This is a genomic window from Clostridium sp. CTA-6 (assembly GCF_054768115.1).
Genome location: NZ_BAAAAU010000011.1, coordinates 1 through 24,835 on the forward strand (window position 1 = coordinate 1; position 24,835 = coordinate 24,835).

A 24,835-nucleotide genomic window follows, 5' to 3' on the forward strand; every position below is an offset into this window, starting at 1 on the left:
TTCTTTTGCCCTTGTAATACCTACATAAAAAAGTCTTCTCTCTTCCTCTATATTAATTTCTTCATCTGATTTACTATAAGGAATATTATCTTCATTACAATTTACAATAACTACATTTTTAAATTCCATGCCTTTGACTCCATGTATTGTACTTAATATTACACTATCTTCATTTATTTCTTTTTTATTTATTTCCTTTTCTACTTCCTCAACATGAACTAAGAAAGTTAAGATACTTGTATATCCTTCCCCTGCTTCTTTTAATTCATCTACTATTTGTAAAAGCTCTTCCTTATCTATTTTTATTCTTTCACTATATTCTTTAATATACTCTTCATAACCTAAAGTATGCATTATGTGCCCTATAGCATCTTGGGCACTCATTTTATTCATTTTATTTATATCCTTTTCAAGATTCTCTAAATTCTTTATTTGAAAAGGTTGTATATCCTTTTGCTCTTTTAATATATCAAAACTATTTTTAGCATATTTATATCTTCTTACTCTTTCCACATTTAGTTTACTTACATATCTAAAGGGTTTATTTATAATCTTTAAAAAGCTTTTTTTATCATAGGGATCTATACATACTTGCATATAGGCTAGTATATCCCTACATACAAAATGATTAAAAAAATTATATCCCTTATCTAAAAGTCTAAAGGGTATTCTTTTTTTAAAAAACAAATCTGTTAAACTTCTACTTTCCATATTAGTTCTATAGAGTATAGCTATATCTTTATATTCATATCTCTCATTTATAATGTTATTAATTATTTTACTTATTTCCTCCGCTTGCTCCCTTTCGTTTAAAAAGGATTTTAACACTATATTTTTATCATAGTCATTATAAGCTTCTATTTTCTTATTATTTCTTAATTTATTATTTTGAATAAGATTTTTGGAAATCTCTACTATATTTTTAGGACTTCTGTAATTATATCTTAAGTATATCTTTTCTCCATTTTCAAAATAGTGGTTAAAATTCACCATACATTCTGGCTTAGATCCTCTAAAAGAATATATACATTGATCCTCATCCCCTACTGCAAATAAAGAATTACCCTTAGATAACATTTGAAGAATATTTATTTGCAATGTATCACAATCTTGAAATTCATCTACTAATATATATTTAAATAATTTTTTATAACCATTAAGAATTCTTCCATCTTCCTTTAAAAGCTTAAACATATTAATTTGCAAATCATCAAAATCTAAAAGTTCTTTTTTATCTTTATACTCTTCATAGCTATTAAGACAGTGCTCAAATATACTTTTATCAATTTTAGGAACAAAATTGTCCATAGTTAACCCACTAGTTTTAAAAAAAGATATATCATTTAAAACATCTCTTACTTTATCCTCATTTACAGAATCCAAATAAGATATAAGTATATTGTTTATTAAAGAATAGGCTTCTTTGCTGCTTATTATATTTATGTTTTTATAATATCTATTTAATATTTTATAAAAAAGGCCATGAAAAGTCCCAAAAAAAGGTGATCTTCTACTATCACTTATTTTTTTATATCTTTCTTTCATATTCATAGCTGCAGCTCTAGTAAAAGTTATTACTAGTATATTATTAGGATTTATTTTTAAATCCTCTATTAAATGTACAACTCTATTTATAATAACAGTGGTTTTACCAGAACCAGGTGGAGCCACAATCAATGTATTATCCTTATGGCATTTAACCGCTTCCTTTTGATATTGATCTAAAAAACTATAATCTATCATATAAAAACTCCCTTAACCTTCTAATGTTAATTAAGTATACTTTACTAGAAGCTAAAGAAAATATCAAATTTACAATAGTAACCTTTCCTATCATTTATAAAAAATTTTTTATCTTTTCTAAAGAAATCTTTTCAACTTCATTTATTGAAATTATAGGAATATTTATATCTTTTTCTTTCAACATTTTGTCTATCTCTTCCATAAATATCCCTTTCTCATTACAATATTTTATATTATCTATCTTTTTTAATGTTTCCTCTTTATTTATAAAATCTCCCTTCCATTCTTTTGATGAACATGTAAAAGAAACACCACAACTTGGACTGCCATCTATTCCTATTATGCATTTTATCTCATATCCATTATTTATATAATCTTCTACCTGCTGAAGTATAGGATAAAATATTTTTCGTGAGTATTCTCTATAATAAGGTGTATCAAATTGTTCTTTTACATGTCCCCATCTTCTCATTCCATAAAACCCTGCTTCTGGACAAGGTAATTGTATTACTCCAAATTTGTTTTCTATCAAATATTCCAAAAGTTCTAAAGAATTGTTTTCATATTGAGCTAATCCTTCCACCTTTGAATTTACATTTAGTATACAATGACCAAGCAAAACTATTTTTTTACTTCTTTTCATTATTTAATTCCTCCTTAAAATATAGTTTTTTAAATTATAAAAGAAAAAGCAGCTTTTAGCTGCCAAATAATCAAATATATAATCAGTATTTAATTAAAATTTTACAAACAAGCAGACTCATTTATTCATCTAACTCCACTTTTCATTTCTTTTTTCTATAAATTTTGAACATAAAGAAACTATATAAGTTAACACAAAATAAAATAATCCTAAAGTTAAATATACTTCAAAGGGCCTAGCTGTTCTTGAATATATAAGATTCCCACTTCTTGTTAGTTCCGTTATAGAAATAACCGATACCAAAGATGTGTCTTTCAAAAGTGAGGAAAAACCATTTACTAATGGAGGCACAGATATTTGAACCGCTTGAGGTAATATTATATAGCGTAAATTTTGAAATCTTGTATATCCTAAAGAAAAACCTGCCTCTTCCTGCCCTCTATCTATAGAAAGTATAGCTGCTCTTATAATTTCTGACATGTATGCTGCTCCATTCAATGCTAGTCCTATAACAGCAGCTACTTCTGCATCCATAGCTATTCCAACGCTAGGTAATCCATAATATATAAAAAATAATTGTATAAGTAGCGGAGATCCTCTAAAAATTTCTACGTATGCATTTAATATAAGGTCTAATATTTTAGAGAATTTATAAGTTCTTAAAACTCCTACAATAAAAGCTAATATAATAGCCATAATAAAAGAAAGTAAAGTTATTTTTATAGTTACTAATGTAGCCTTTAATAAAAATGGTAAATTTCTAAAAACAATATCAAAATTAAGTTCCATATTATTTCTCTAAACTTAACCACTTATTTTTGATTTCTTCATATTTGCCACTTTCTTTTACTTTTTTTAACGCTTTGTTTAATTCTTTTGTTAAATCATTAGAACCTTTTTTAGTAACCATAACTATATCTGACGAACCCACTGGTGAATTTATTATTTTTAAATTATCATCCTTTTTGTCCTTCATTGCGGTAGCTGCATAAGCATACCCTACAACCACAGCATCAATTCTGTTATTTTTTAAATCTATGAATGCTTCAGGATTCCTATTATATCTTTTTATTTCCTTTATTTCATCTAATTTATCAACTACTTGTTCACTGCTAGTAGATGTTTGAACCCCAACTACTTTTCCTTTCAAATCATCTTTATTATGTATAGAATTATTATTCTTATTTACTACTATTATGTCATCCAATTTGTAATATGTATCAGAAGTGTTTATATTAGCCTGTGCAGCTTCTTTTTTTGACATACAAGTTATTAAAACATCATAATCTCCTTTACTAACACCACCTAAAAGTGCTTCCCATTCCGCATCCTTTATTTCTACCTTTAAGTTCATTTCTTTTCCTAATTCTTTAGCTAAGTCTACATCAAATCCCTCTATTTGGCTTGTTTTGTCATTTCTTGACTCGAAGGGTGGATATTGAGCACATAACCCTACTACCAATTTTCCATTATCTTTAACCTTTGAATATGAACTATCTTTTTCATTAGAAGAAGACGTTTTCTGACCACATCCAACTAATGTAAAAGATAAAATGCATACCATCATAAATAAAACACTTAATACTTTTTTCTTGAACATAATTTTCCCCTCCAGAATAATTAATAATTGTATAGTTAATATTATATATAAAATAAAATTATATTAACTTATATATTTATCACAATAAATTTAATATAATTTAAATTTTATATAATTTCCACTTTCATTATAAACAGCTTTTTATATTATTGTCTATTATTATGTCTTATTATAAAAAAACATAATATACAACCAAAATACTATTACATTTTTTTATAATTATAAGCTTGTTCCTATTTTATGCAATGTATATTAATAATTTATAATAGATAAAAAGAGAATAAATATAATATTTTTATTTATAATTACTTAATATATATATTTTGTATAAATTCTTTAGTTAATCCTATAAAAATAAGGTTAATATTTTAATTTTAAATACTAAGTATTGTAATAGCTCTTGTAAAGTATTACAATGTTGTTATATATTTTTACTATTACATAGAGGAGAATTAATAATGGAATACAGTAAAAACTTCGATGTGAGAAATAATAGAAATCTTACTATGTTAGTGGATTTTTATGAACTTACTATGGGAAATGGATATTTAAAAAGTGGTATGGGAGATAAAATAGCCTACTATGATATGTTCTTTAGAAGAGTTCCTGATGGTGGAGGCTATTGTATTATGGCAGGAGTTCAGCAACTTATTGAATATTTATCCAGTTTAAAATTTACAGAAGATGATATAGAATATTTAAGATCTAAAAAGGAGTTTTCCGAAGAATTTTTAGACTATCTAAAAAACTTTAAATTTTCTTGTGATGTTTGGGCAGTACCGGAAGGATATCCTGTTTTCCCAAATGAGCCTTTAGTTACAGTCCGTGGTCCAGCCATTCAAGCTCAATTTGTAGAAACTATGATACTTCTTACTATAAATCACCAAACTCTAATAGCTACCAAAGCTAATAGAATCTGTAGAGCTGCTGAAAATCGTTCTGTTATGGAATTTGGCTCTAGACGTGCTCAAGGTTATGATGGTGCTATATATGGTGCAAGAGCAGCTGTAATTGGTGGATGTAATGCAACTGCTTGTACTATAGCTGAAGAAATGTTTGGAATACCTGCTGCAGGTACCATGGCACACAGTTGGATACAACTATTTCCTACAGAATATGAAGCTTTTAAAGCCTGGGCAGAAGTAAATCCAGAAAATTGTGTACTTTTAGTAGACACCTACAATGTACTAAAATCTGGTATTCCTAATGCTATAAAAGTATTTAATGAAGTATTAAAACCTAAGGGTATTAGACCTAAAGGCATTAGAATAGATAGTGGTGACATAACTTATCTTACTAAAACCTGTAGAAAAATGTTAGATGATGCAGGCTACAAAGATGTAGGCATTGTGGTTTCAAATTCTCTAGATGAATTTATAATAAGAGATGTACTGAATCAAGGAGCTAAGATTGATAGCTTTGGTGTAGGTGAAAGACTTATAACTGCAAGATCCGAGCCTGTTTTTGGTGGTGTATATAAACTAGCCGCAGTAGAGGCTTGTGATGGAATAATAACACCTAAAATTAAAATAAGTGAAAATGAAGAGAAAATAACTAATCCAGGATTTAAAAAGCTTTATAGAATATATGACAAAAATTCTCATCAAGCTATTGCGGATCTTATTACTATGAATGATGAAAAAATAGATGAAAGTAAACCCTTAGAAATATTTAATCCTTTATTTACATGGAAAAAGAAAAAAATTAAAGATTACTATGTAGAAGAATTATTGGTTAAAATATTTGATAAAGGAAAGCAAACCTATGAAAGTCCTGATGTTATGGATATAAAAGCCTTTGCGAAAAAACAAACTGAAAGATTTTGGCCTGAAGTTTTAAGGTTTGAGAACCCTCATAACTATTACGTAGATCTTTCCCCAAAGCTTTGGAGAGTTAAACAAGAACTTTTACATAAGTTTTCAGATACTTATGAAGAATAAAAGGTATTTATAGCTTTAAAATAGACTTCTAAAAATTTTAAATTTATTTTTACCTTTTAACTTATAATAAGCAATAAAAGCTATGAATTGAAATATAATAAAATTTTTCAATTCATAGCTTTTAATTTTTTTATTATTACATTAAGCAACAAAGCTTTGTATTAATAACATTATAGCTGATAAGGCTGCTATATATCCCATAAGCGGCATTATAAATTTAATCCATTTATCATAAGTAACATCTACCATAGCTAAAGTTGCCAGTATAAGTCCAGTTGGAGTTATGAATGAAATTAATCCCTGACCAAACATATAAGCATTTACTATAGCCTCTCTTGGCAATCCTACACTGTCTGCTAGAGGTGCCATAATAGGCATTGAAAGTACTGCAAGGCCTGAAGATGATGGTATAAAAAATCCAAGTCCTATAAATACAATTAACATAAATATTATAAATACACTAGAATTCATTCCAGCTATCATATTTGAAGAATGATATAAAATTGTATCAGAAATCATACCATTTTCCATAACAAGATTAATAGATCTTGCAACTCCAATTACCAATGCAACTCCTACTAAATCAGCTGAGCCGGCTACAAACTTATCTACAAAATTCTTTTCTCCCATTCTTGAAATTACACCTAAAATGATTCCTACAACAAGGAATAGGGCTGTCATTTCTGTAAACCACCAGTCTTTTTTAGCTACGCCCCAAATCATAACTACGAAAGTTAATGCAAATATTATTAACATGAGTTTACGACCTAAAGAGAATTTTGGAATAATATCATCTTTACTATAATCTTTTAAAAACTTCTCTTCAATTTCTTTCCTTTGTTCATATATTATAGATTTGCTCGGATCTTTTTTAACCTTAATTCCATATTTTACAATATAAACAATAGTTATAGCTACAGCTATAATAAGTCCTATAATCCTAAATATAAATCCTGAAGCAATAGATATCCCTGAAGTATTAGATGCTATAACAACAGAAAAAGGATTTACCGTAGCGAACATAGTACCTATAGATGATCCCATATATAAAGCTGCAATACAAACTAAAGCATCATATCCTGCCGCTATAAAAACTGGAACCAGTATGGGATATAATGCTATAGTTTCTTCTGCTAAACCAAAAGTAGTTCCACCTAAAGCAATTAATGTAGTAATAATAACTATAAGCAAATATTCTTTACCTTTAGTAGCTACGGAAAGTTTTGCAATTCCTGCATCAAATGCTCCACTACTATTTACTACACCAATAACTCCCCCTAAAATAAGTACAAACATTATAATATCGATAGTATCATACACCCCTTTGATAGGTGCTTCAATTACTTCAAAAAACCCTTGAGGTTTCTGTTCTACCTGTTCATAAGTATCTGGAATAGCTACAGGCTTATTAATACTACCATCTTTAAATTTTTCTACACTTACTTTAATCTTAAGTTTATCCAAAGTCTTTTGTGTTGCTGGTAATTCATTTGTCGATTCATCTGGTTTAGTTACAACAAAAACTTTACTATCGTTATCATAACTTAATTTTGAATAAGATCCAGCTGGAACTACGTAAGTAAGTATAGCTGCAATAATTAATACAATAAACAATACCGTAAAAGCTGTCGGAAAGCTTATTTTCTTTTTCTTTTTTGTCACAACAATCCCCCCTATTTTTGATATATTTTCAAGCATCGCTTTTTATCTATGCACTTAAAATATAATATTTTAAGTGTATAGATATTGCTTTAAGCAAAAACGCGCTCTTCTATAATAGATTAATAAAAATTATTATTATATACTAATAAATTTTTTATAGATTAAATTTAATATTATAAGTACTGTTCTGTTGTAAACTTATAGTGTTCTCTTATGAAATCTAATCCCTCATTTATAGCTGCATCATCTATATTATCAAAATCTTTTTCAATACTTACCTTGTTGTTCTCCAACTCCTTAAAAGGACATACGCCCTCATTATTTTTGTACTCATATAAAGCACATTCTTTAAAACATTTTATTTCTTCATCAAGAGTAGTTAAAAATGGACATTCCATAAAAATTCCCCTTTCTCCCACTATAATACAAATAATATTATACATCAGAAGAAAAAGTATTTAAATGGTTTTGTTATAAAATTAACTAAATTTTCATTTAATTCAATCAACCCTTATATTTTTTTATAAAACTTTATATTTTTTAATACTTTCCCCATGATTATCATATAAAACAAAATCCCTCAAAAACTAATTACTACTATTTACAATTAGTTTTTAACCTAAAAATCAAAGAACCATTAATAAAATAATTAACAGTCCTCTAATTTTTACTCTCCTAAATAAATAATTTTAAATTTTAATAATTCTTATTTCTAATGAAACTACATTTAGAATTAAGAATTACTTAGTATAAATATATATTCTGTTTTAAAATTAAAGTGATAATTTATATATATTCAAAACATCTTCAGTACTTAAAGGTTTAAAACCACCTAAAGTTCCATTTCTTGTAGCAGCCTTTGCCATTTGTTCTAGCTTTTCTTCTCCTATACCCACTTCTTTTAATGTAGATGGAATTCCTAATTCACTAAAATATTCTCTAGTTTTTTCTATAGACTTTTGGGCTACTTCATATTTATTTTCCTCTGGATCTATGTTCCAAACATTTACTCCATATTCATAAAAATCATTTACATTTTCATCATTTAAAACATATTTCATCCAATTTGGTGTTAATATAGCTAACCCTACACCATGAGTTATATCATAAAAAGCACTTAATTCATGCTCCATAGGGTGTACACTCCAAGGTTCTGATTTACCATAGCTTAATAATCCATTTATAGCTAAACTAGATGCCCACATAAGGTTAGCTCTAGCTTCATAATTTTTTGGGTCCTCTATGGCTATTTTCCCATACTTTATACAAGTTTTTAAAATAGCCTCTGCCATTCTATTTTGAATATAAGCTTCCTTTGTCTTACTAAAATAGGCTTCAAATATATGACTCATTATATCTGCAGTTCCCGCCGCTGTTTGATTTTTAGGCACTGTAAAAGTATATTCTGGATCTAATATAGAAAATTTAGGAGCCATAGAAGGATGTCCTACTCCTATTTTTTCATTAGTATCCATATTACTAATTACTGCTCCAGCATCCATTTCTGAACCAGTGGCAGCTAATGTTAATATACTTCCTATAGGCAGCGACTTATTTATTTTAACTTTTTTAATTACTATGTCCCAAGGATCTCCTTCATAATAATATGATGCGGCTATTACTTTTGAGCAATCTATAGTGCTTCCTCCCCCTACTGCTAATATAAAATCAATATTATTTTCTCTGCATAATTTTACTCCTTCCCTTACACTAGTTACTCTTGGATTAGGATCTATTCCTGAAAGCTCAACAAATTCTATATGATTACTCTTTAAAATTTTTATAACTTCATCATATATTCCATTCTTTTTTATACTTCCTCCACCATAAGTAAGCAATACCTTTGACCCATATTTTTTTATTTGCTCTCCTAAAATATTTATTTGGTTTCTACCGAAAAAAATTTTTGTTGGTATAGAATAATTAAAATTTAGCATTATTTTTCCTCCTACTATACTTTAATTAAGTATTATTTTAAGAAATAGTTTGAAAGCATATACTACGATAACTCTTATGCATTCATGCCATTACCTAAAGGCTATCCTAATTTTATTGTAATCATTATTCTTTTTAATATAAATAATTCTATACTACGTAAAAAAATCCTTTTATACTGAAGTTATTATTTTACTTATTTTTTTCAAATTCTAAAGCTTATTTATTTTATAATAATTATTAAAATTTAAAATTAAACTATAAAGTAATTGTTTGTTTTGGGTATTTTTTCTACATTACTGGTTAAAATAACAATATATAATTTATACAAGGAAAATAGATTTTTATTTATAGGAGGAGCTTTACTATGAACGTAACAAGTATATCATTGTCTTATTTATTTTTAGGTATATGTTTGATATCTTTAAGTTTTTTTATTTATTTTAAAATATTAACTAGCAATTCATCTAAAAAGGATGAAAAAGGTGAAAAAATAGTTGGAAACATGAAAGACCCTGAAACTTGGATGAATAGGAACAATAGAATGGCTTATGTTTCTTTATTTTGGTCTATTGTATCTTTAGCTATATTTATTTACTTAAAATTTTTTACTATGCCTACTATAATATCAATATTATATGTTATTGGTTATATTTTTTTAATAGTTATATCAGTTGTAATAGCTGGTATGAAAAAACAGGAAAAAAGTATTTAAAACATTCCACCAGCTAATTAAAAGTTGGTGGAATATTTAATATACTTTTATTAATTTTTTTTCCCCTTAATTATATCTATAAAATTTTTTACAATAAGTGCTGTAAATCCCCATATAACATTGCCTTCATATTCATAGAAATATTCAGGAATAGTTCCCTTACTAAACTTATAGTTTTTACCATTTCGTATAAGAGAAAAAGGAAAATCCCCTGTTATACTAGGTACTATATCTATTTCGTAACAAATAGGTGAATTTTCTAAAAAAAACTCTATAGGAACTTCAAATACGTGATCTACTTCCTGCTTATCAGGAACTATATCTGCATCTTCAACCATTGCAACAAAAGGATACATTACAAAATTATAGGGACTAATAAAATAGTCCATCTGTCCTATTACTTCTATTTTTTCCTTATCTATATTAAGCTCCTCTACAGTTTCTCTTAAAGCTGCCTCTAAAGGCCTTTCTCCTTTTTCCATTTTGCCACCTGGAAGACAAACATCTCCTGGCTGATTCTTTAAAGTTAATGCTCTTACTTCAAATATTATATTAATATTCTCTCCTACTTTATTTAATAATATCATTACTGAACTTCTTTTAAACTTACCTATAGGCTTTGCTTTTCTACATTGAAATTTTTCATATACTGTATCTATTAATTTTTTCTTCATAGTTCCTCCTAAAAATGATTTATACCTAAATAAGCATTAGGTATTTATTTAACACTGAATATTTAATAATTTTTTGCTTTATTTTATAAAATTATTAAAAAATTTACCCTAGTGTGGATAAAATTTACGAACATAGACTAAAATTTTTTATTTTACTTTAGTCTATCACAATACTACATATCCTAATCATAAAATATTATATTTTTATGATTTATATTTGTAAAATATACTCTCTAATGCTATACTATCAAAGTGTATACATATAGTATATACTTAAAATTTTATATTTAAATTATAAAAAAGTAAACGGAGAGATGGCCTATGAGAAAAGGAAAAATGACTTTAATTTCACTATTAATTTTTATTTTCACCTTAACATCTAATGTATTTGCTGCAGGAGATTCAAATACTGAGCCTCCTATTATTTATGGTAAAACAGCTATGACTATAGATGTTGAAACTGGTGAAATAATATATGCTAAAAATATTGACAAGCGTATGTATCCTGCTAGTACTACAAAGTATTTAACCGCCCTTTTATTAGCTGAAAACAAAGGGAAAAATGATAATATACCTTATACAGCTACTGCTAAAAGTCAACCACCATATTCTATGAATATAAATCTTCACCCTATAAATATAGGGGAAACCATAAAAGCAGAAAATGTTATGGATGGATTACTACTATTTTCTGGTAATGATACAGCCTACATGATAGGAGATGCCTTAGCTGGTAATAGTAAGAATTTTGAAAATATGATGAATAAAAAAATACAAGAATTAAATTTAAAAAACACTCACTTTGTAACCCCTAATGGATTACATAATCCTAATCATTATACTACAGCTTATGATTTAAGCATAATTAGTAGAGCTGCTTTAAAAAATCCTTGGGTTTATCAATCTTCTAATAAAAAAGAAAGTTCTATAGTCACTTCTAAGGGTACAAAAATGACTGTAGAAAATAGTAATAAACTTTTAGGGAAAGATGGTTGTGTTGCAGGTAAAACTGGTTATACTGATGCCGCTGGTAGATGTTTAGTAACTTTATTTAATAGAGATGGTAGAAAAATACTTGGGGTAGTTATGGGCTCTGTATATGATGCTAAAGATTCTTTTGTTTTTGAAGATATGAAAAAAATTATAGACTGGAGTTATAATATAAAACCATCCACTCTATATAAAAAAGACTCCGCCCTAAAAACAGAAACAGTAACTTATAATCCTTTAAAATTTATAGGACCTTCTGTGACTGTAGATGTGCCTGTAATTTTAAAAGAAGATGCTACTTATTATAAAAATGAAGTAAATGATAAAGAAACTAATAAAACAATTAATATAGATAATACTTCTTATGCTGCTCTTTCTGGGAAAAAAGGTATGGGAACTTTAACTGTGAAAGAAAGGGAATATGAAAAAAAATATGAAGTATACTCTGGTTTATCTAAGGAAGAAATAATTAAAAAGAATATGCCTTTTTATGTGGTTTCCATAGCTTTATTACTAGCTATAATTGCTATAATATTCTTCTTAATAAAATTTATTAAAAATAAAATAAATAGAAAAAATAAAAGCAAAAATAAATACTGGTATTAAAATATGAAATATTATTTATATAATAAAAAAACTTACTGATATATTCTAAATATATAATAAAAACACTATCACTTATATTTTGATAGTGTTTTTATTATATTAAATTGTAAATAAACATAAATATTTTATATTTTTGTTTTTAAGTTTATTCTCTTAAGCTTTCATACAATAATTAATTTTATACTTTTAATAGTAACTGCTTTACCTAGTGACTAAATCATCTAATTTACACATCAATACCTGAGATAAAACTACTACTTTTTCAAAACTTGGATTCTTTTTATCCCCTCTTTCTAATTCTTCTAAATAGGATTTTGAAATAGATGTTGTAAACTTAGGATTATGAGTAAGATTTTCAATGTCCCGAGCAGTATAGCCCAACTTAATTCTAGCTTCTCGGATTTTTTTTCCATTTAACATATAAATCCCCCTTATGAATTGGTAAAGCAATATTTAATTTTCAACTTAATTATACATCAAAATTAAAAAAATTTATATATATATATTTACTATATACTATGTAAAATTAGTATAAAATATCTATATAAAAGAGGGTGTCTCAAAATAAAAACAGCCTTAATTTTAGTATAGTAAATATAAATAATACATGTAATAAACATATAAATGAGCTTTAGTAGTTCTTAATTTGACGAAATTGAAAATTTTTGTAATTCCTCACAGGATGTGAGGAGCCAGTAGTTAAGCCAAGGAAGGCACCTCTATTGGGTAAAAAACTTTTAATGGAATCAAATTTAGAACTGCTTAGCAAAATGAATTGCTTTATGAATGTATTATTTATATTTACGGTTTTAAAATTAAGGCTATTTTGAGACATCCCTTTTTATTACTATTTATTTTTAACTTTATTTAAGAATTTTATTGTTCTTTCATTTTTAGGATTATTAAATACTTCCTCTGGTGTACCCTGTTCTACTATATTTCCACCATCCATAAATATAACTTTGTCTGCTGCACTCTCTGCAAATCTCATTTCATGGGTTACTATAATCATAGTTGTATCTTGTTCTGCTAATTTTTTAATAACCTCTAAAACTTCACCAACAAGCTCCGGATCCAAAGCTGAAGTAGGTTCATCAAACAACATTATTTTAGGATCTACTGCCATAGCTCTGCCTATCCCTACTCTCTGTTGTTGCCCGCCAGATAATTTAGAAGGATAATAGTCCTTTTTATCTTCTAATCCTACCTGTTTAAGTATACTTAATGCTCTTTCTTTAGCCTTATCTTTATCCATTTTTTTTACGATTATTAAAGGTTCCATTATATTTTCTAAAGCAGTTTTATTTTTAAATAAATTATAGCTTTGAAAGACCATAGATGTATTCAGCCTTAGTTCATGTATTTGTTGTTTGGTAGCTTTCTCTACATCCACCTTTAAATCTTCTATTTCTATTATACCTTTTTCAGGTTTTTCTAAAAAATTCATACATCTTAATAGAGTAGATTTTCCTGTACCTGATGGTCCTATAACGGCAACTACTTCACCTTTTTTTATATCTAAATTTATTCCTTTTAATACTTCTACCCCATTAAAAGACTTGTGTAAATTACTTATTTTTATCATATGTTTTCACCTACCTTGCTAATAAACATTATTCATCTTTCTTTCTAGTATATTTTGTAAATATCCAAAGGCACTAATTATGATCCAGTAAATAATTATTACTGCAGTAAAAGATTCTAAAAATCTATAACTAGATGCTCCCTCACTTTGTGCCACCGCCATTATCTCTACTACCCCTAAAGTAAAAGCTAATGCAGAACCCTTTATAATATCTACAAAGCTATTGGATAGAGCTGGCAGCGCTACCCTAGCAGCCTGTGGAAATACTATTCTCTTCATGGATTGAATTGGTGTCATTCCTATAGATAAACTTGCCTCTATTTGCCCTTTATCTACAGAAGAAATAGCTCCCCTTAATGTTTCTGACATATAAGCTGATGCATTAAACCCTAAGCCTATAATGGCTGCAGTCATAGCATCCATATTTTTCAAACTAGGTATTAATTGAACTATACCAAAATATAAAAAGAACAATTGGGCAATTAAAGGAGTCCCTCTAAAAAAGGATACCCATATTTTGCTTATGCTATAAAGAACTTTGATTTTTAATTCATTAATTACTGCTATAAATATAGCAAGAATTAATCCTAAAATCAATGCTAAAAAAGAAATTATAAAAGTAACTTTCAAATATTTAAGCATTAAAGGCACTAATTTATTAAAATATTCTAGGTCAAAAATCATATACTCCCACACCTATTCCTTCTTAGTTATATCAAGTTTAAACCACTTTTGTGATAGTTTACTCATTGTACCATCAGCCATCATATCCTTTATAGCTTTATTTATATCTTCTAGCATTTTTTTATTTTTTCCGTCTTTTTTAAATGGATATTGATTAATTTCAAAAACATATTTTGGATCATAAAGTTTTAAATCCATCTTTTCTTTTTCTATAACTGTTTTAGCCTTAACAGTTCCAATCCATGCTGCATCAAGCCTTCCAATTTCTACATCTTTCTCCATTGGAGTTTGATCATAAGTTAAAACCTTTATATTTAAGCTTTTTTCCTCATTTAATTTTTTTAGAGTTTTTTCTCCATTACCTCCTAGGGTACATCCAACTTTTTTACCTTTTAAATCCTCTAAATTTTTAATATCTTTATCCTTGTTCACTACAAAACTATATCCACTATAAGCATAAGTTTCTGTAAAATCATATTTTTTTCTTCTCTCTTCTGTAGTTGATATTTGATGAGCAACGGTATCTATTTGACCTGCATCCAACATTCCAAATAATCCACTAAATTTTGATTGTTTAAATTCAATATCATATCCTGCTTTTTTCCCTATTTCATTCCAAACATCAATTTCAAATCCTTGAAGCTTTCCTGCCTCTGTATAACACCATGGGTAATAATCTGGTGATGTTCCAACTATAATTTTCTTTTCACTCTTGCTATTTCCTGTATTTTGCCCCTCTGTTGAAGTAGCTTTTTCCTTTCCACAACCAGCTAAAAGAGTTATTACTGCTAGAGCTGATACTAAAATTAAAGATAATTTTTTCTTTTTCAATTTTATTTTCCCTCCCATAATTTCACTTTAAAAATTATAAAAATCATATAAACCTTTTTTCACAATTATTACTTTTAAATTTTATTGTTTATAGCTTTTTCAATTCTCTCTAAAGCCTCATTTAGCACCTCTCTAGGGCAAGCTATATTCATTCTTTCAAAACCTATAGCTTCTTCTCCAAATATATACCCTTCATCAAAAGCTACTCCTGCTTCTTTTAGCATAAATTCCTCAAGTTCCTCCTTTGACATTTTTAATTCTCTGCAATCTATCCATAAAAGATATGTTCCCTCTGGCTCTATTACCTTTAACATAGGCATTTTTTCTTCAATAAATTTTTTTGCAAATTCTTTATTTTCTTGTAAATAATCTACTAATTCTTCTACCCATTGCTCTCCATATTTATAGGCTGCTTCACAGGCTATAGATGCAAAAATATTCAATCTTGACAATCCTATATTTTCCATAGCTATTTTGAATTCATTCATCAATCTTTCATTAGATATTATTATATTTGAACCTTGAAGACCTGCTAAATTAAAGGTTTTACTTGGTGCTGTACAAGTTATACTTATATCTGCAAATTCTTTACATATAGCTGCAAAAGGAATATGTCTATTAGGTTTATATATTAAGTCTGAATGTATTTCATCTGAGATTACTAATACATTATGTTTTAAACAAAGATTACCTACCTTTACGAGCTCTTCTTTAGTCCAAACTCTTCCTGTAGGATTATGAGGACTGCACAATATCATTATCTTTACTCTAGGATCTGAAAGTTTATTATCTAAGTCCTCAAAATCCATTTCATATCTTTTGCCATTAAATTTTAATGGATTGTTTACTATATGACATCCATTATTGTTTATAGCCTTGAAAAATGGATAATATATAGGTCTTTGTAGTAACACCTTGTCCCCTGAATGAGTAAAAGCTCTAACTATAGTATTTACAGCCATAACTATACCAGGGGTATTAGTTATCCATTCTTTTTTTATATTCCATCCATGACGTTTTTTCATCCAATTTACAACTTCTTCATAATAGGATTCTGTCGTAGCGGTATATCCATAAATACCATGATAAGCCCTATTTATTATTTCTTCTTTTACCTCTGGAAGTGTTTCAAAATCCATATCAGCTATCCACATGGATATAATATCTTCGTACCCAAAGGTTTCTTTATTAAAGTTCCATTTGCTACAATTTGTATTATCCCTATTTACTACTTTGTCAAAATTATACTTCATAAATTATCACTCCATATAAAATTATTTTAAATATTTACATTTTTAATAACATAAAGAATTTCTTACTTTATATTAAATTAATTATTCTATTATAAATATCCTTCTTTTATCACTGGGAATTTTGTGATAATTTTGTCATTTTTCTACCTTTTTCATGATATCATAGTATATAAAATTAGTTAAATAGCATTTATTTATATTGAAGATTACATCTATCAAAATTTATTATTTAATATCATATAATTGAAATTAATTGTAAAAAAATCCCTATGCTATTAATTTTAAAAATAAAGTACTTTAATTAATTATAAATATACTAATTAAAGCACTTTATTCACGAAAATAAGCCTATAAAGTTATAATATCTTTATAGACTCATTTAAACTTATTGTATGTTTTACCATTTGGCATAATGTTCTTCTGCACAGCCTTTTAAAGCTTTTATATTAATACTGTTCCCCTTTTCATCTTTTATTTCCCCATAAAATTCTCCTATTATTTGATGAACTGTAGATTTTAACAACACTGCATTCGTTTGAGCCTTTCTATCATATATAGGTTCAAAAATAAGATTTACTTTATCAGATATTTCTGTTTTTATACTCCAAGGTTTCATAAGATTATTCTTATCATAATCATATAATATACATTCATTTAGCTTTAAAATTTTTCCATCTATTAACAGAGCATTTTCTGTAATATCTGTACCATCCGTCCATTTTGCTCCTAAATTAAGCCCTATGATTTTTCCTTGTTGATTCCCTGATGCAGTAGCCCAGTTCCACATAATTTTAAAAGGCCATATCCCTCTTCCAAAATCCAATCCCGCAAAACTATTACTTTTATCAAAAATATAGGTTTTATTATTTAGCATAATTCTTCCTTCTGTAGGTAGACAATTTTGCTTTGATGTAAATTGAAATTTATTTTTACTCCAAGGTATTAATACATTTAATGTTTCATGGCCTTCAGGATAAAGTACAGAAAATTTCGCTGTAAGATTTCTCCCCTTAAAATCTTTACAATGTACTAATATACTCATAGTTTTTAAATATTTATTCCATTTAAAAAGTACCTGTAGCTTGCCATTAGAAAACTCTACATTTTCAAAAACCTTCTGTGATATACTACATCCCTTCCCCAAAGGTGTAATAACGGTTTTTTCTGCGAATTCTTTCGTGTTGAAGTCATAAAAATATACAAAAGCCATTGCTATATAGTCTAAATGGGCTACAGTAACAGAAAATAGACAGTCTTCATTTATCATATACCAATAATTCCACTTTTTCTTTCTAAAGTTATTCCCCTTAAGGTTACAATGAAATATAGGCTCCCTACTCCATCCTATACTTTTTTCATTTAATTTACCGTCCTTTTGGCATACGTTTACTCCAGTCATTATTTCTTTTTCATTAAAAAAAATTTTCCCCATTTTTAATAATTCCCCACCACCAAAGCCTTTATATTATTAAAACTAGTAATACCTTATATTTTAACTCCCCACACTTTCTTTTTAACTAGTTATAGCTATAACAATTATATAACATACAAAAATAAACCCTAAACTGAAAATAAATAAATTAATTTCACAAAATTATTATAACACACAATATTTAAATAAAAAAGATATTATGCTATTCTTTTCAATATATATGTTATATTATTTTTGATAATTAAATCAATTATGCATCATATTAGTTTTTGTTTTTCTATATTATAACTAAATATACGTTAAATTATAAACTTTTAATATTATATATTTGTTTATTTTCAAATTTTACTTATAATATTATTTAAGTAATCTTTGTATAGGGCTTACTGGCCCTAATAAATTCAGTATATCTTTAAATGGTATAGGTATTTGGAATAAACCATAAGCATATGGAGTGTACTTATATATTGGATAGTATAATACTAATGAATTTGGAGTAAGATAAAATTGCTGGTCTTCATCTAACCCTTTATATTCTTCTATTAAAGGAACGTTATTTGCTTTTATATACTCTCTTACCTTTTGTTCTAATATAGGTTTGTAGTTTATTTTACTTGTGAAAAGGTCACTTAATTTATAGAGCTGTCCCGTATTTAAATCTATATTTAAAGATGAATAAGCAGTAAGACCATGCGCTGCATTAGCATAATAAGTATACATACCAAATAATATACTTAATAAACAGCTTTTATTTAATTTAACTTCATAGAAACCTATAACCTCTTGAATATTTGCTTTTCTTGGTATCAACACTTGCTCTTTAAATAAGTTGCTTACCTCGTTATCTATAGATTCATTTACAAATTTTGATATATTCTCGTTACCTATATCCTGTACAAATGGATATGTTATCTTAAAATTTTTAGGCTGTAAATTTTGTTCATTCAAAGGAAGAGGGTCAATATTACATTGTCTATAATAATTATTATAGTATCTAAAATTATTGTGAAAATTTGGATTACAACTGTTTAAATAACAAAATCCACACCTGTTATAATCATAAAAGGGTATAAAATTCATATCATATCTTTCCTATATATTAATTCCCTTACCATTATATGTTATCAAATACAGTATTGATACCATATTTATTCATTTACTGCTTCTATAATTTTTCTTTTCCAAACTATAAAGTAAAATGTATATATAAATAAATATATTATAAAAACCTGTATTTCAGATGCATCATTTTTATAATTATATATTAATCTATTTAATTTAAATATAAAAAACAAATTTAATGAACTAATTAAAAAAGGTACAAAAAACATAACTAACATTTCTTTATTTATTATAGAATTTATGTTTTTTTTAGATATTCCTAAATTTATCAATATATCATATTTACCTTTTTCTTTTTTTATATCATCATAAAATTTATAATACAAAAGACTTACTCCCATAAGAAAAAAAACTAAAGCTACAGCACTACAAAGATAGAAAAAACCATAGGCCGATCCTCTTTCTTTCATTAATTCTAGTTGTTTTATATATATTCTTTCATTAGGCAATCCCTCTTTTATACTTTTCAATTCTTTTATGTATTTTTTTAAATTCTCTAATTTATACATATAGTAATTTATTTTTTTATCCTTTGGTAATGCTATTAAAGAGCTATCTTTTACTATAATAATATCTCCCATAGTTTTACTTTGAAATATACTTTTTTCTCCTATTTCATTTATTTTAACTTTATTACCATTAATATTTATTACTTCATTAAAATAATATTTTTTAATATCTTCTTCGCTCATATTATCATTATATAACATTACAGCCTTATCTTCTTCTATATTATAAACTGGATAAGAAAGTTCACTAGCTATTTTATTATATTCCGATTCTGATATAATACTATATTGTGCACTTTCTACATCGTAAAATGTAACTTTTACCTTTTTAAATTTAATATTATTCTCTTTTAGTTTATTATCTATAATATTATTATAATCCCTCTCTTTAACTACATAACCTATATCAATAGGGTATAAAATGTCCTTCTTTTTGTCTATTAAATCTTTTTGAACATATAAAATTCCAAATATAAATATAGATATAGACAAAAACATAGTCATAATAAAAAGAAGATTTCTATTTCGAAGAGTTTTTTCCCTAATATTTGATATAAAAATCATATTTACTTTATCCATATATATTAGTTTAATTTTTGATATTTTAGTCAATACATAGGGGAATAACTCTGTTAAGCTTAATAATGTATATGAAAATCCTAATATAAAAAATAATATTATTTCTGTTGTAGATTTAAAAGAATCCATCCTTTTACTGATTATAAACAAGCATATAATCAATATTATACAAACTATACTTAAAAACAGAGATGGCTTTCTTTCCTCATATATCTTATTAAGTCTTTTTACATATCCTCCCTTAGTTATGCCGCATATAATGAATATTATAAGAAAAACTTTAATTGTGTCTTTTATAGCCTTAATATTTCCTATTGTATTTATATTTTTGCTCAAAGTTTTTCCTATACCCATCATCATAAATTTAGAAAATACAAAGCCTATTACAATTCCTAAAACTGTTATTATAACACCTAAAAATAAGCTTTCTATAAAAATAATTTTTTTCATCTTTTTCTGAGAAATTCCTAACTTATAAAATATTTTAAACTCCTCTATTCTAGATCCCAAAAATATATTTATAGAATAATCAGTTAAAAAAAATATACCTATTATTAATAATAATTTTATAAAATTTAAATCATCTATAAATCCTATGGTAAATGCATCTTGCACTAATTCTATATTATTTAAAATCAAAGAAAAAAAATAATATACTATGACAGATACTACGCCACTTAGTATAAAAACACTATATTTTCTTAAATTCCTTTTTATATTATTTATAATTATAGTATTAAAACTCATTAATTCTTCCTCCTAAGAACATATTAAAATTTAATATATCCTTATAAAAGTTTTCCTGATTTTCCCCCTTATAAATTTCACTATATATTTCACCATCTTTTATAAAAAGTACTCTTTTAGCATAACTAGCTACAAAAGGGTCATGAGTTACAAGAAAAATGGTACATTTCTCTTGCACATTAGTATCCTTGAATATTTGCATAATTTTCTTTCGGGAATTAAAATCTAATCTTCCTGTAGGTTCATCTAAAAACATAATTTTTTTTCTCTGAACTAAAGCTCTTCCTATTTCTCCCTTTTGATTTTGTCCTCCTGATAATTCCCATACCATTCTATTTTGTAAATCTTCTATATTTAAAAGTTTTAAAATCTTATCTGCTTCTTTTTCTATGTACTTTTTGTCCTTATTCTCAAAAAGCATTGGATAGATGATATTATCTTTTATAGTCAAATTTTTTATTAATTTTACATCTTGGAATACAAAAGAAAATGTTTTTCTTCTAAATTCCCTTCTTTCTTCCTCGTTAATCTTTTTTACATCTATACCATTTATAAGAATACTCCCTGCAGAAGACTTTTCTATAGTAGAGGCTAATTTTAAAAGAGTACTTTTCCCGCTACCAGAGGGACCCATTATGGATATAAATTCCCCTTCATTTACGGATAAATTTATATTTTTTAAAGCTATTTTCCCTTTTTCTGTACCATATATTTTATAAACTTCTTTTAATTCAATAATACCCATAGATTTCTCCTAACTAACAAATCTAATATCAATTATTTTAAATAAACTATTAATTAAAATATATTGTAATCTTAGTACCTTCTCCTTCATTAGACTGTATATCCAATTCATGGTTTAATTTTTTACAAACTTCATTTGTTATATAGAGTCCCATACCTGTAGATTCTCCAAAAATCCTACCATTTTCTCCTGTATAAAAAGGTTCTATTACTCTGTTTATATCTTTTTTAGGTATGCCAATGCCCTCATCTTTTATATATATATAACTTCTTTTTTGCTGTTCTCCTGCTTTTATTTCTATCAGTTTTCCTTTTCCCTTTGAGTATTTTACACCATTAATTATAATCTGATCTAATATAAAAGATATCCATTTTCTATCTGATTTAATTTTAATATTATTCATTTCTACTTTTGGGAAAACTCCATTTTTTATAAACAATTTTTTATTATAGTTAACTCTATCTAAAACCAATTCTTTCAAATCGAACTCTGCCACATTAAAATCATTGTGAAAACTTTCTAACCTAGCATTGTAAAGAGCAATATTTAATCCCTCTTCTAATTTTTCTGTTTCTTCTTTGATATCTTTTATGCATTGTTGTTCTCCATTTTCTTGAATTATTAGTTTTATTACAGAAAGAGGTGTTTTCATTTGATGTACCCATTGATTTATAAAGTTTAAATGTTCTGTTTGCTTTTTTATATTTTCATGCATATGAAATTTATATATACTATATAATTCTCCAGTATATTCATTTAAATTTTTTCCTAATGTAGAATCACCAAAAGAATTTAAACAATCTTCAAATACTTCTGGTTTTTTCTCCAAACTTTTATACATTTTTCTTTCATTTAAATATTTTAATATGAAATAAACTAATAAATTAAACAAGCTTAATAATATGAAATAAAGGAAATTATCAAAATCCTCAAATCCCCCCATTAAGTTGTATAAGCTAAACAGTATCATAAAATTTAATAAAAATAATATTATAACACCCTTATTATTTTTTATAAAAATTTTCATCCTACTTCCTCCAGGTTACATTCAATCTATATCCTGCTCCTCTTACAGTTTCTATAGAATCCTTTATACCTAAATCTGATAATTTTTTTCTAAGCCTTGCTATATTTACATTTAATGTATTTTCATCTACAAAAGTAGTATCATCCCATATTTTTTCTAAAAGTTCTTCTCTAGTAGCTACTTTAGGATATATTTTCATCATTGCATCTAAAAGATCTCCTTCTTTTTTAGAAAGCATTGCCTCTTTTCCATTAAAATGGACCTGTAATCTTTCCGGATAAAAAAGTAATCCTTCTACATCTAGTATTCTTTCTACTTGACTATTTGCTGCATAATCACCATATACTCTTCTTAGCTGACTTTTTATTTTTGCTAAAACTACTTCATAATAAAAAGGCTTAGTAATATAATCATCTGCTCCACTTTCTATAGCCATAACTTGATTCATTTCTGAATCTCTAGCAGATATAAATATTATAGGACATAAGGATTTTTCCCTTATTCTTCTACACCAGTAATATCCATCAAATTTGGGCAAATTAACATCTAAAAGAATTAAATTTGGTTTTTCCATTTCAAAGATTTCTAATATTTTTTCAAAATCTTTAGCTACTAACGCTTCATAGCCATATTTTTCTATATGTTCACCTAAAAGTTTTGCTATATTTTTATCATCTTCTATTATCATTATCTTGTAACCCATATTTATCACTCCCTTTTATATCTAGTGCAGTAACCACTCACCCCACTAATTTAATTATATTTTACGCACTAAAGCCTGTATTAAATTCATATATTAAATAAACTTTTTATTTTTAAAATATATCATATTTAGACTTAATAATTAATTCAAAGTTTAATCAAGTATATTAAAAATAAATATAGTAATAATTTAGCTAGAACTAGATTTTATGAATTATTATTAAATTAGATTTAAAAATAATATATTATGCTTTTTTATGAATTAATTATTAGCTATTTTATTTATAATAAAGTTAAAATTAATAGACCATCTATTTTAAATTATAAATTATGAATATAATTTTTAAAAGTAATCTTTTGTTATTATTCATTTATTAATTACATTATATAAAAATGCTAAGAAACTCTTAGCTATTTTCACTTTGTATTTTGTAAAAATATTTTTGAATTACTTAGCATTTAAATCTATTTAAGTTCTGGATGAACAACTTTATATATCTTAGCCCTTTTTTCTATTTTGGGTCCATAGTACTCCCTAGCATAATCTTTCATTTTATCATCCTCTGATTGGTTTCTTTCTATCCATTTAACTGCAAATTCCCTGTAATCTCCTTTAAAATTCTTAGATATATACCAAGTTCCTATCTTTACATTTACATCTGGATTCCCTATATCTTCTTTTTTAAAATTTTTTAATCCCATTTCCTTTGCATAATCTAATACTTTTGTATCCTTTAAGTTAAAGGGACCACAATGCTTAGAAGGTTCATATTTTAATTCCTCATTTGCTGTTTCAAAATTAATTACAGCTGCAACTAAATAAGGATCTACATTGTATTCTGTTGCATATTTCTTTATTTCATCTTTATGCTTTAAATCAAAGAGTACATTTCTTAAAAATACTCCTGAACCTATTGCTAAAATCAAAACCAATCCTACTAAAGATTTTAATATCTTTTTCATCTTTGTTTCCTCCTGCTTTTTATTGAATTTATTGAATATTTTTACACATATTTTTAGAAAATTTATATTAAATAGAACTTATATCTATTTATTTAGAATTTCTGTATTTATATTTCTCCATTTCATAATAAGTAGTTTTAAGAAAACA

General features: G+C 26.3%; 23 protein-coding genes. 3 read left to right on the forward strand and 20 right to left on the reverse strand.

Features of this window, described 5'->3' with window-relative positions; all coding sequences use genetic code 11:
• The 4 genes from ACYUDJ_RS16555 to ACYUDJ_RS16570 all read right to left on the reverse strand — a co-directional run.
• The coding region (locus ACYUDJ_RS16555; RefSeq protein ID WP_460289669.1) for an ATP-dependent helicase at window positions 1-1,743 on the reverse strand (1,743 nt) is incomplete at its 3' end.
• A 94-nt stretch (window positions 1,744-1,837) separates the two neighbouring features.
• Window positions 1,838-2,386, reverse strand: coding sequence for a CD3072 family TudS-related putative desulfidase (locus ACYUDJ_RS16560; protein ID WP_043031829.1), 549 nt, complete (start codon window positions 2,384-2,386; stop codon window positions 1,838-1,840).
• A 129-nt stretch (window positions 2,387-2,515) separates the two neighbouring features.
• The gene (locus ACYUDJ_RS16565; RefSeq protein ID WP_043031828.1) at window positions 2,516-3,175 is read right to left on the reverse strand and encodes an amino acid ABC transporter permease; all 660 of its coding nucleotides are present in this window, start codon (window positions 3,173-3,175) and stop codon (window positions 2,516-2,518) included.
• A 1-nt stretch (window position 3,176) separates the two neighbouring features.
• Entirely contained in the window at window positions 3,177-3,986 is an 810-nt protein-coding gene (locus tag ACYUDJ_RS16570) for an ABC transporter substrate-binding protein (protein WP_043031827.1), read from the reverse strand.
• Window positions 3,987-4,444: 458 nt separating this feature from the next.
• Between ACYUDJ_RS16570 and ACYUDJ_RS16575 the strand changes: the two genes are divergently transcribed.
• Window positions 4,445-5,926 (forward strand): nicotinate phosphoribosyltransferase, encoded by a 1,482-nt coding sequence (locus ACYUDJ_RS16575; RefSeq protein WP_043031826.1) that lies wholly within the window; start codon window positions 4,445-4,447, stop codon window positions 5,924-5,926.
• Between the two features lie 141 nt (window positions 5,927-6,067).
• Here the strand turns inward: ACYUDJ_RS16575 and ACYUDJ_RS16580 are convergent, their stop codons facing one another.
• From ACYUDJ_RS16580 to ACYUDJ_RS16590, 3 genes are all read right to left on the reverse strand, one after another.
• Window positions 6,068-7,588, reverse strand: coding sequence for a YfcC family protein (locus ACYUDJ_RS16580; RefSeq protein ID WP_080333511.1), 1,521 nt, complete (start codon window positions 7,586-7,588; stop codon window positions 6,068-6,070).
• Window positions 7,589-7,761: 173 nt separating this feature from the next.
• Window positions 7,762-7,986, reverse strand: a complete 225-nt coding sequence (locus tag ACYUDJ_RS16585; protein WP_030034653.1) for a hypothetical protein — start codon at window positions 7,984-7,986, stop codon at window positions 7,762-7,764.
• A gap of 375 nt (window positions 7,987-8,361) precedes the next feature.
• Window positions 8,362-9,525, reverse strand: a complete 1,164-nt coding sequence (locus ACYUDJ_RS16590; RefSeq protein ID WP_043031825.1) for an iron-containing alcohol dehydrogenase — start codon at window positions 9,523-9,525, stop codon at window positions 8,362-8,364.
• 365 nt (window positions 9,526-9,890) lie between these two features.
• Here ACYUDJ_RS16590 and ACYUDJ_RS16595 point away from each other — a divergent pair, with 365 nt between their 5' ends.
• Window positions 9,891-10,238, forward strand: a complete 348-nt coding sequence (locus ACYUDJ_RS16595; protein ID WP_003486655.1) for a hypothetical protein — start codon at window positions 9,891-9,893, stop codon at window positions 10,236-10,238.
• Window positions 10,239-10,288: 50 nt separating this feature from the next.
• On the opposite strand, the gene ACYUDJ_RS16600 is transcribed toward ACYUDJ_RS16595, so the two are convergent.
• On the reverse strand, window positions 10,289-10,912 hold the full coding sequence (locus ACYUDJ_RS16600; protein WP_003486656.1) for an NUDIX hydrolase: 624 nt from the start codon (window positions 10,910-10,912) through the stop codon (window positions 10,289-10,291).
• Between the two features lie 321 nt (window positions 10,913-11,233).
• On the opposite strand from ACYUDJ_RS16600, the gene ACYUDJ_RS16605 reads away from it, so the two are divergent.
• A complete protein-coding gene (locus tag ACYUDJ_RS16605; RefSeq protein ID WP_043031824.1) occupies window positions 11,234-12,508 on the forward strand; it encodes a D-alanyl-D-alanine carboxypeptidase family protein in 1,275 nt (424 codons plus the stop codon).
• 201 nt (window positions 12,509-12,709) lie between these two features.
• Here ACYUDJ_RS16605 and ACYUDJ_RS16610 read toward each other — a convergent pair whose 3' ends face one another.
• From ACYUDJ_RS16610 to ACYUDJ_RS16665, 12 genes are all read right to left on the reverse strand, one after another.
• Window positions 12,710-12,928, reverse strand: a complete 219-nt coding sequence (locus ACYUDJ_RS16610; RefSeq protein ID WP_003491000.1) for a helix-turn-helix domain-containing protein — start codon at window positions 12,926-12,928, stop codon at window positions 12,710-12,712.
• Between the two features lie 427 nt (window positions 12,929-13,355).
• A complete protein-coding gene (locus tag ACYUDJ_RS16615) occupies window positions 13,356-14,093 on the reverse strand; it encodes an amino acid ABC transporter ATP-binding protein (protein WP_043031823.1) in 738 nt (245 codons plus the stop codon).
• 18 nt (window positions 14,094-14,111) lie between these two features.
• On the reverse strand, window positions 14,112-14,777 hold the full coding sequence (locus tag ACYUDJ_RS16620) for an amino acid ABC transporter permease (protein ID WP_003486666.1): 666 nt from the start codon (window positions 14,775-14,777) through the stop codon (window positions 14,112-14,114).
• A gap of 12 nt (window positions 14,778-14,789) precedes the next feature.
• A complete protein-coding gene (locus tag ACYUDJ_RS16625) occupies window positions 14,790-15,608 on the reverse strand; it encodes a transporter substrate-binding domain-containing protein (RefSeq protein ID WP_042385214.1) in 819 nt (272 codons plus the stop codon).
• A 74-nt stretch (window positions 15,609-15,682) separates the two neighbouring features.
• Window positions 15,683-16,861, reverse strand: a complete 1,179-nt coding sequence (locus ACYUDJ_RS16630) for a MalY/PatB family protein (RefSeq protein ID WP_003486668.1) — start codon at window positions 16,859-16,861, stop codon at window positions 15,683-15,685.
• A gap of 397 nt (window positions 16,862-17,258) precedes the next feature.
• On the reverse strand, window positions 17,259-18,293 hold the full coding sequence (locus ACYUDJ_RS16635) for a DUF2804 domain-containing protein (RefSeq protein WP_043031822.1): 1,035 nt from the start codon (window positions 18,291-18,293) through the stop codon (window positions 17,259-17,261).
• A gap of 357 nt (window positions 18,294-18,650) precedes the next feature.
• Entirely contained in the window at window positions 18,651-19,373 is a 723-nt protein-coding gene (locus tag ACYUDJ_RS16640; protein ID WP_042385215.1) for a DUF3298 and DUF4163 domain-containing protein, read from the reverse strand.
• Window positions 19,374-19,441: 68 nt separating this feature from the next.
• Window positions 19,442-21,250 (reverse strand): FtsX-like permease family protein, encoded by a 1,809-nt coding sequence (locus tag ACYUDJ_RS16645; protein ID WP_043031821.1) that lies wholly within the window; start codon window positions 21,248-21,250, stop codon window positions 19,442-19,444.
• A complete protein-coding gene (locus tag ACYUDJ_RS16650; protein WP_043031820.1) occupies window positions 21,240-21,995 on the reverse strand; it encodes an ABC transporter ATP-binding protein in 756 nt (251 codons plus the stop codon). Before ACYUDJ_RS16650 ends, ACYUDJ_RS16645 begins: the two co-directional genes overlap by 11 nt.
• A 49-nt stretch (window positions 21,996-22,044) precedes the next feature.
• A complete protein-coding gene (locus ACYUDJ_RS16655; protein ID WP_043031819.1) occupies window positions 22,045-23,022 on the reverse strand; it encodes a sensor histidine kinase in 978 nt (325 codons plus the stop codon).
• Between the two features lies 1 nt (window position 23,023).
• Window positions 23,024-23,725, reverse strand: a complete 702-nt coding sequence (locus tag ACYUDJ_RS16660) for a response regulator transcription factor (RefSeq protein ID WP_003486679.1) — start codon at window positions 23,723-23,725, stop codon at window positions 23,024-23,026.
• A gap of 464 nt (window positions 23,726-24,189) precedes the next feature.
• A complete protein-coding gene (locus ACYUDJ_RS16665) occupies window positions 24,190-24,687 on the reverse strand; it encodes a transglycosylase SLT domain-containing protein (RefSeq protein WP_043031818.1) in 498 nt (165 codons plus the stop codon).
• Between the last annotated feature and the right edge of the window lie 148 nt (window positions 24,688-24,835).

Excerpts from the sequence above, each read along its gene's own strand:
- ACYUDJ_RS16615 (WP_043031823.1), bottom strand. The coding sequence starts at position 14,093 with ATGATAAAAATAAGTAATTTACACAAGTCTTTTAATGGGGTAGAAGTA.
- ACYUDJ_RS16660 (WP_003486679.1), bottom strand. The coding sequence starts at position 23,725 with ATGGGTTACAAGATAATGATAATAGAAGATGATAAAAATATAGCAAAA.
- ACYUDJ_RS16575 (WP_043031826.1), top strand. The coding sequence starts at position 4,445 with ATGGAATACAGTAAAAACTTCGATGTGAGAAATAATAGAAATCTTACT.
- ACYUDJ_RS16585 (WP_030034653.1), bottom strand. The coding sequence starts at position 7,986 with ATGGAATGTCCATTTTTAACTACTCTTGATGAAGAAATAAAATGTTTT.
- ACYUDJ_RS16655 (WP_043031819.1), bottom strand. The coding sequence starts at position 23,022 with ATGAAAATTTTTATAAAAAATAATAAGGGTGTTATAATATTATTTTTA.
- ACYUDJ_RS16665 (WP_043031818.1), bottom strand. The coding sequence starts at position 24,687 with ATGAAAAAGATATTAAAATCTTTAGTAGGATTGGTTTTGATTTTAGCA.
- ACYUDJ_RS16595 (WP_003486655.1), top strand. The coding sequence starts at position 9,891 with ATGAACGTAACAAGTATATCATTGTCTTATTTATTTTTAGGTATATGT.
- ACYUDJ_RS16640 (WP_042385215.1), bottom strand. The coding sequence starts at position 19,373 with ATGAATTTTATACCCTTTTATGATTATAACAGGTGTGGATTTTGTTAT.
- ACYUDJ_RS16565 (WP_043031828.1), bottom strand. The coding sequence starts at position 3,175 with ATGGAACTTAATTTTGATATTGTTTTTAGAAATTTACCATTTTTATTA.
- ACYUDJ_RS16570 (WP_043031827.1), bottom strand. The coding sequence starts at position 3,986 with ATGTTCAAGAAAAAAGTATTAAGTGTTTTATTTATGATGGTATGCATT.
- ACYUDJ_RS16560 (WP_043031829.1), bottom strand. The coding sequence starts at position 2,386 with ATGAAAAGAAGTAAAAAAATAGTTTTGCTTGGTCATTGTATACTAAAT.
- ACYUDJ_RS16630 (WP_003486668.1), bottom strand. The coding sequence starts at position 16,861 with ATGAAGTATAATTTTGACAAAGTAGTAAATAGGGATAATACAAATTGT.
- ACYUDJ_RS16645 (WP_043031821.1), bottom strand. The coding sequence starts at position 21,250 with ATGAGTTTTAATACTATAATTATAAATAATATAAAAAGGAATTTAAGA.
- ACYUDJ_RS16605 (WP_043031824.1), top strand. The coding sequence starts at position 11,234 with ATGAGAAAAGGAAAAATGACTTTAATTTCACTATTAATTTTTATTTTC.
- ACYUDJ_RS16635 (WP_043031822.1), bottom strand. The coding sequence starts at position 18,293 with ATGGGGAAAATTTTTTTTAATGAAAAAGAAATAATGACTGGAGTAAAC.
- ACYUDJ_RS16610 (WP_003491000.1), bottom strand. The coding sequence starts at position 12,928 with ATGTTAAATGGAAAAAAAATCCGAGAAGCTAGAATTAAGTTGGGCTAT.
- ACYUDJ_RS16650 (WP_043031820.1), bottom strand. The coding sequence starts at position 21,995 with ATGGGTATTATTGAATTAAAAGAAGTTTATAAAATATATGGTACAGAA.
- ACYUDJ_RS16620 (WP_003486666.1), bottom strand. The coding sequence starts at position 14,777 with ATGATTTTTGACCTAGAATATTTTAATAAATTAGTGCCTTTAATGCTT.
- ACYUDJ_RS16600 (WP_003486656.1), bottom strand. The coding sequence starts at position 10,912 with ATGAAGAAAAAATTAATAGATACAGTATATGAAAAATTTCAATGTAGA.
- ACYUDJ_RS16590 (WP_043031825.1), bottom strand. The coding sequence starts at position 9,525 with ATGCTAAATTTTAATTATTCTATACCAACAAAAATTTTTTTCGGTAGA.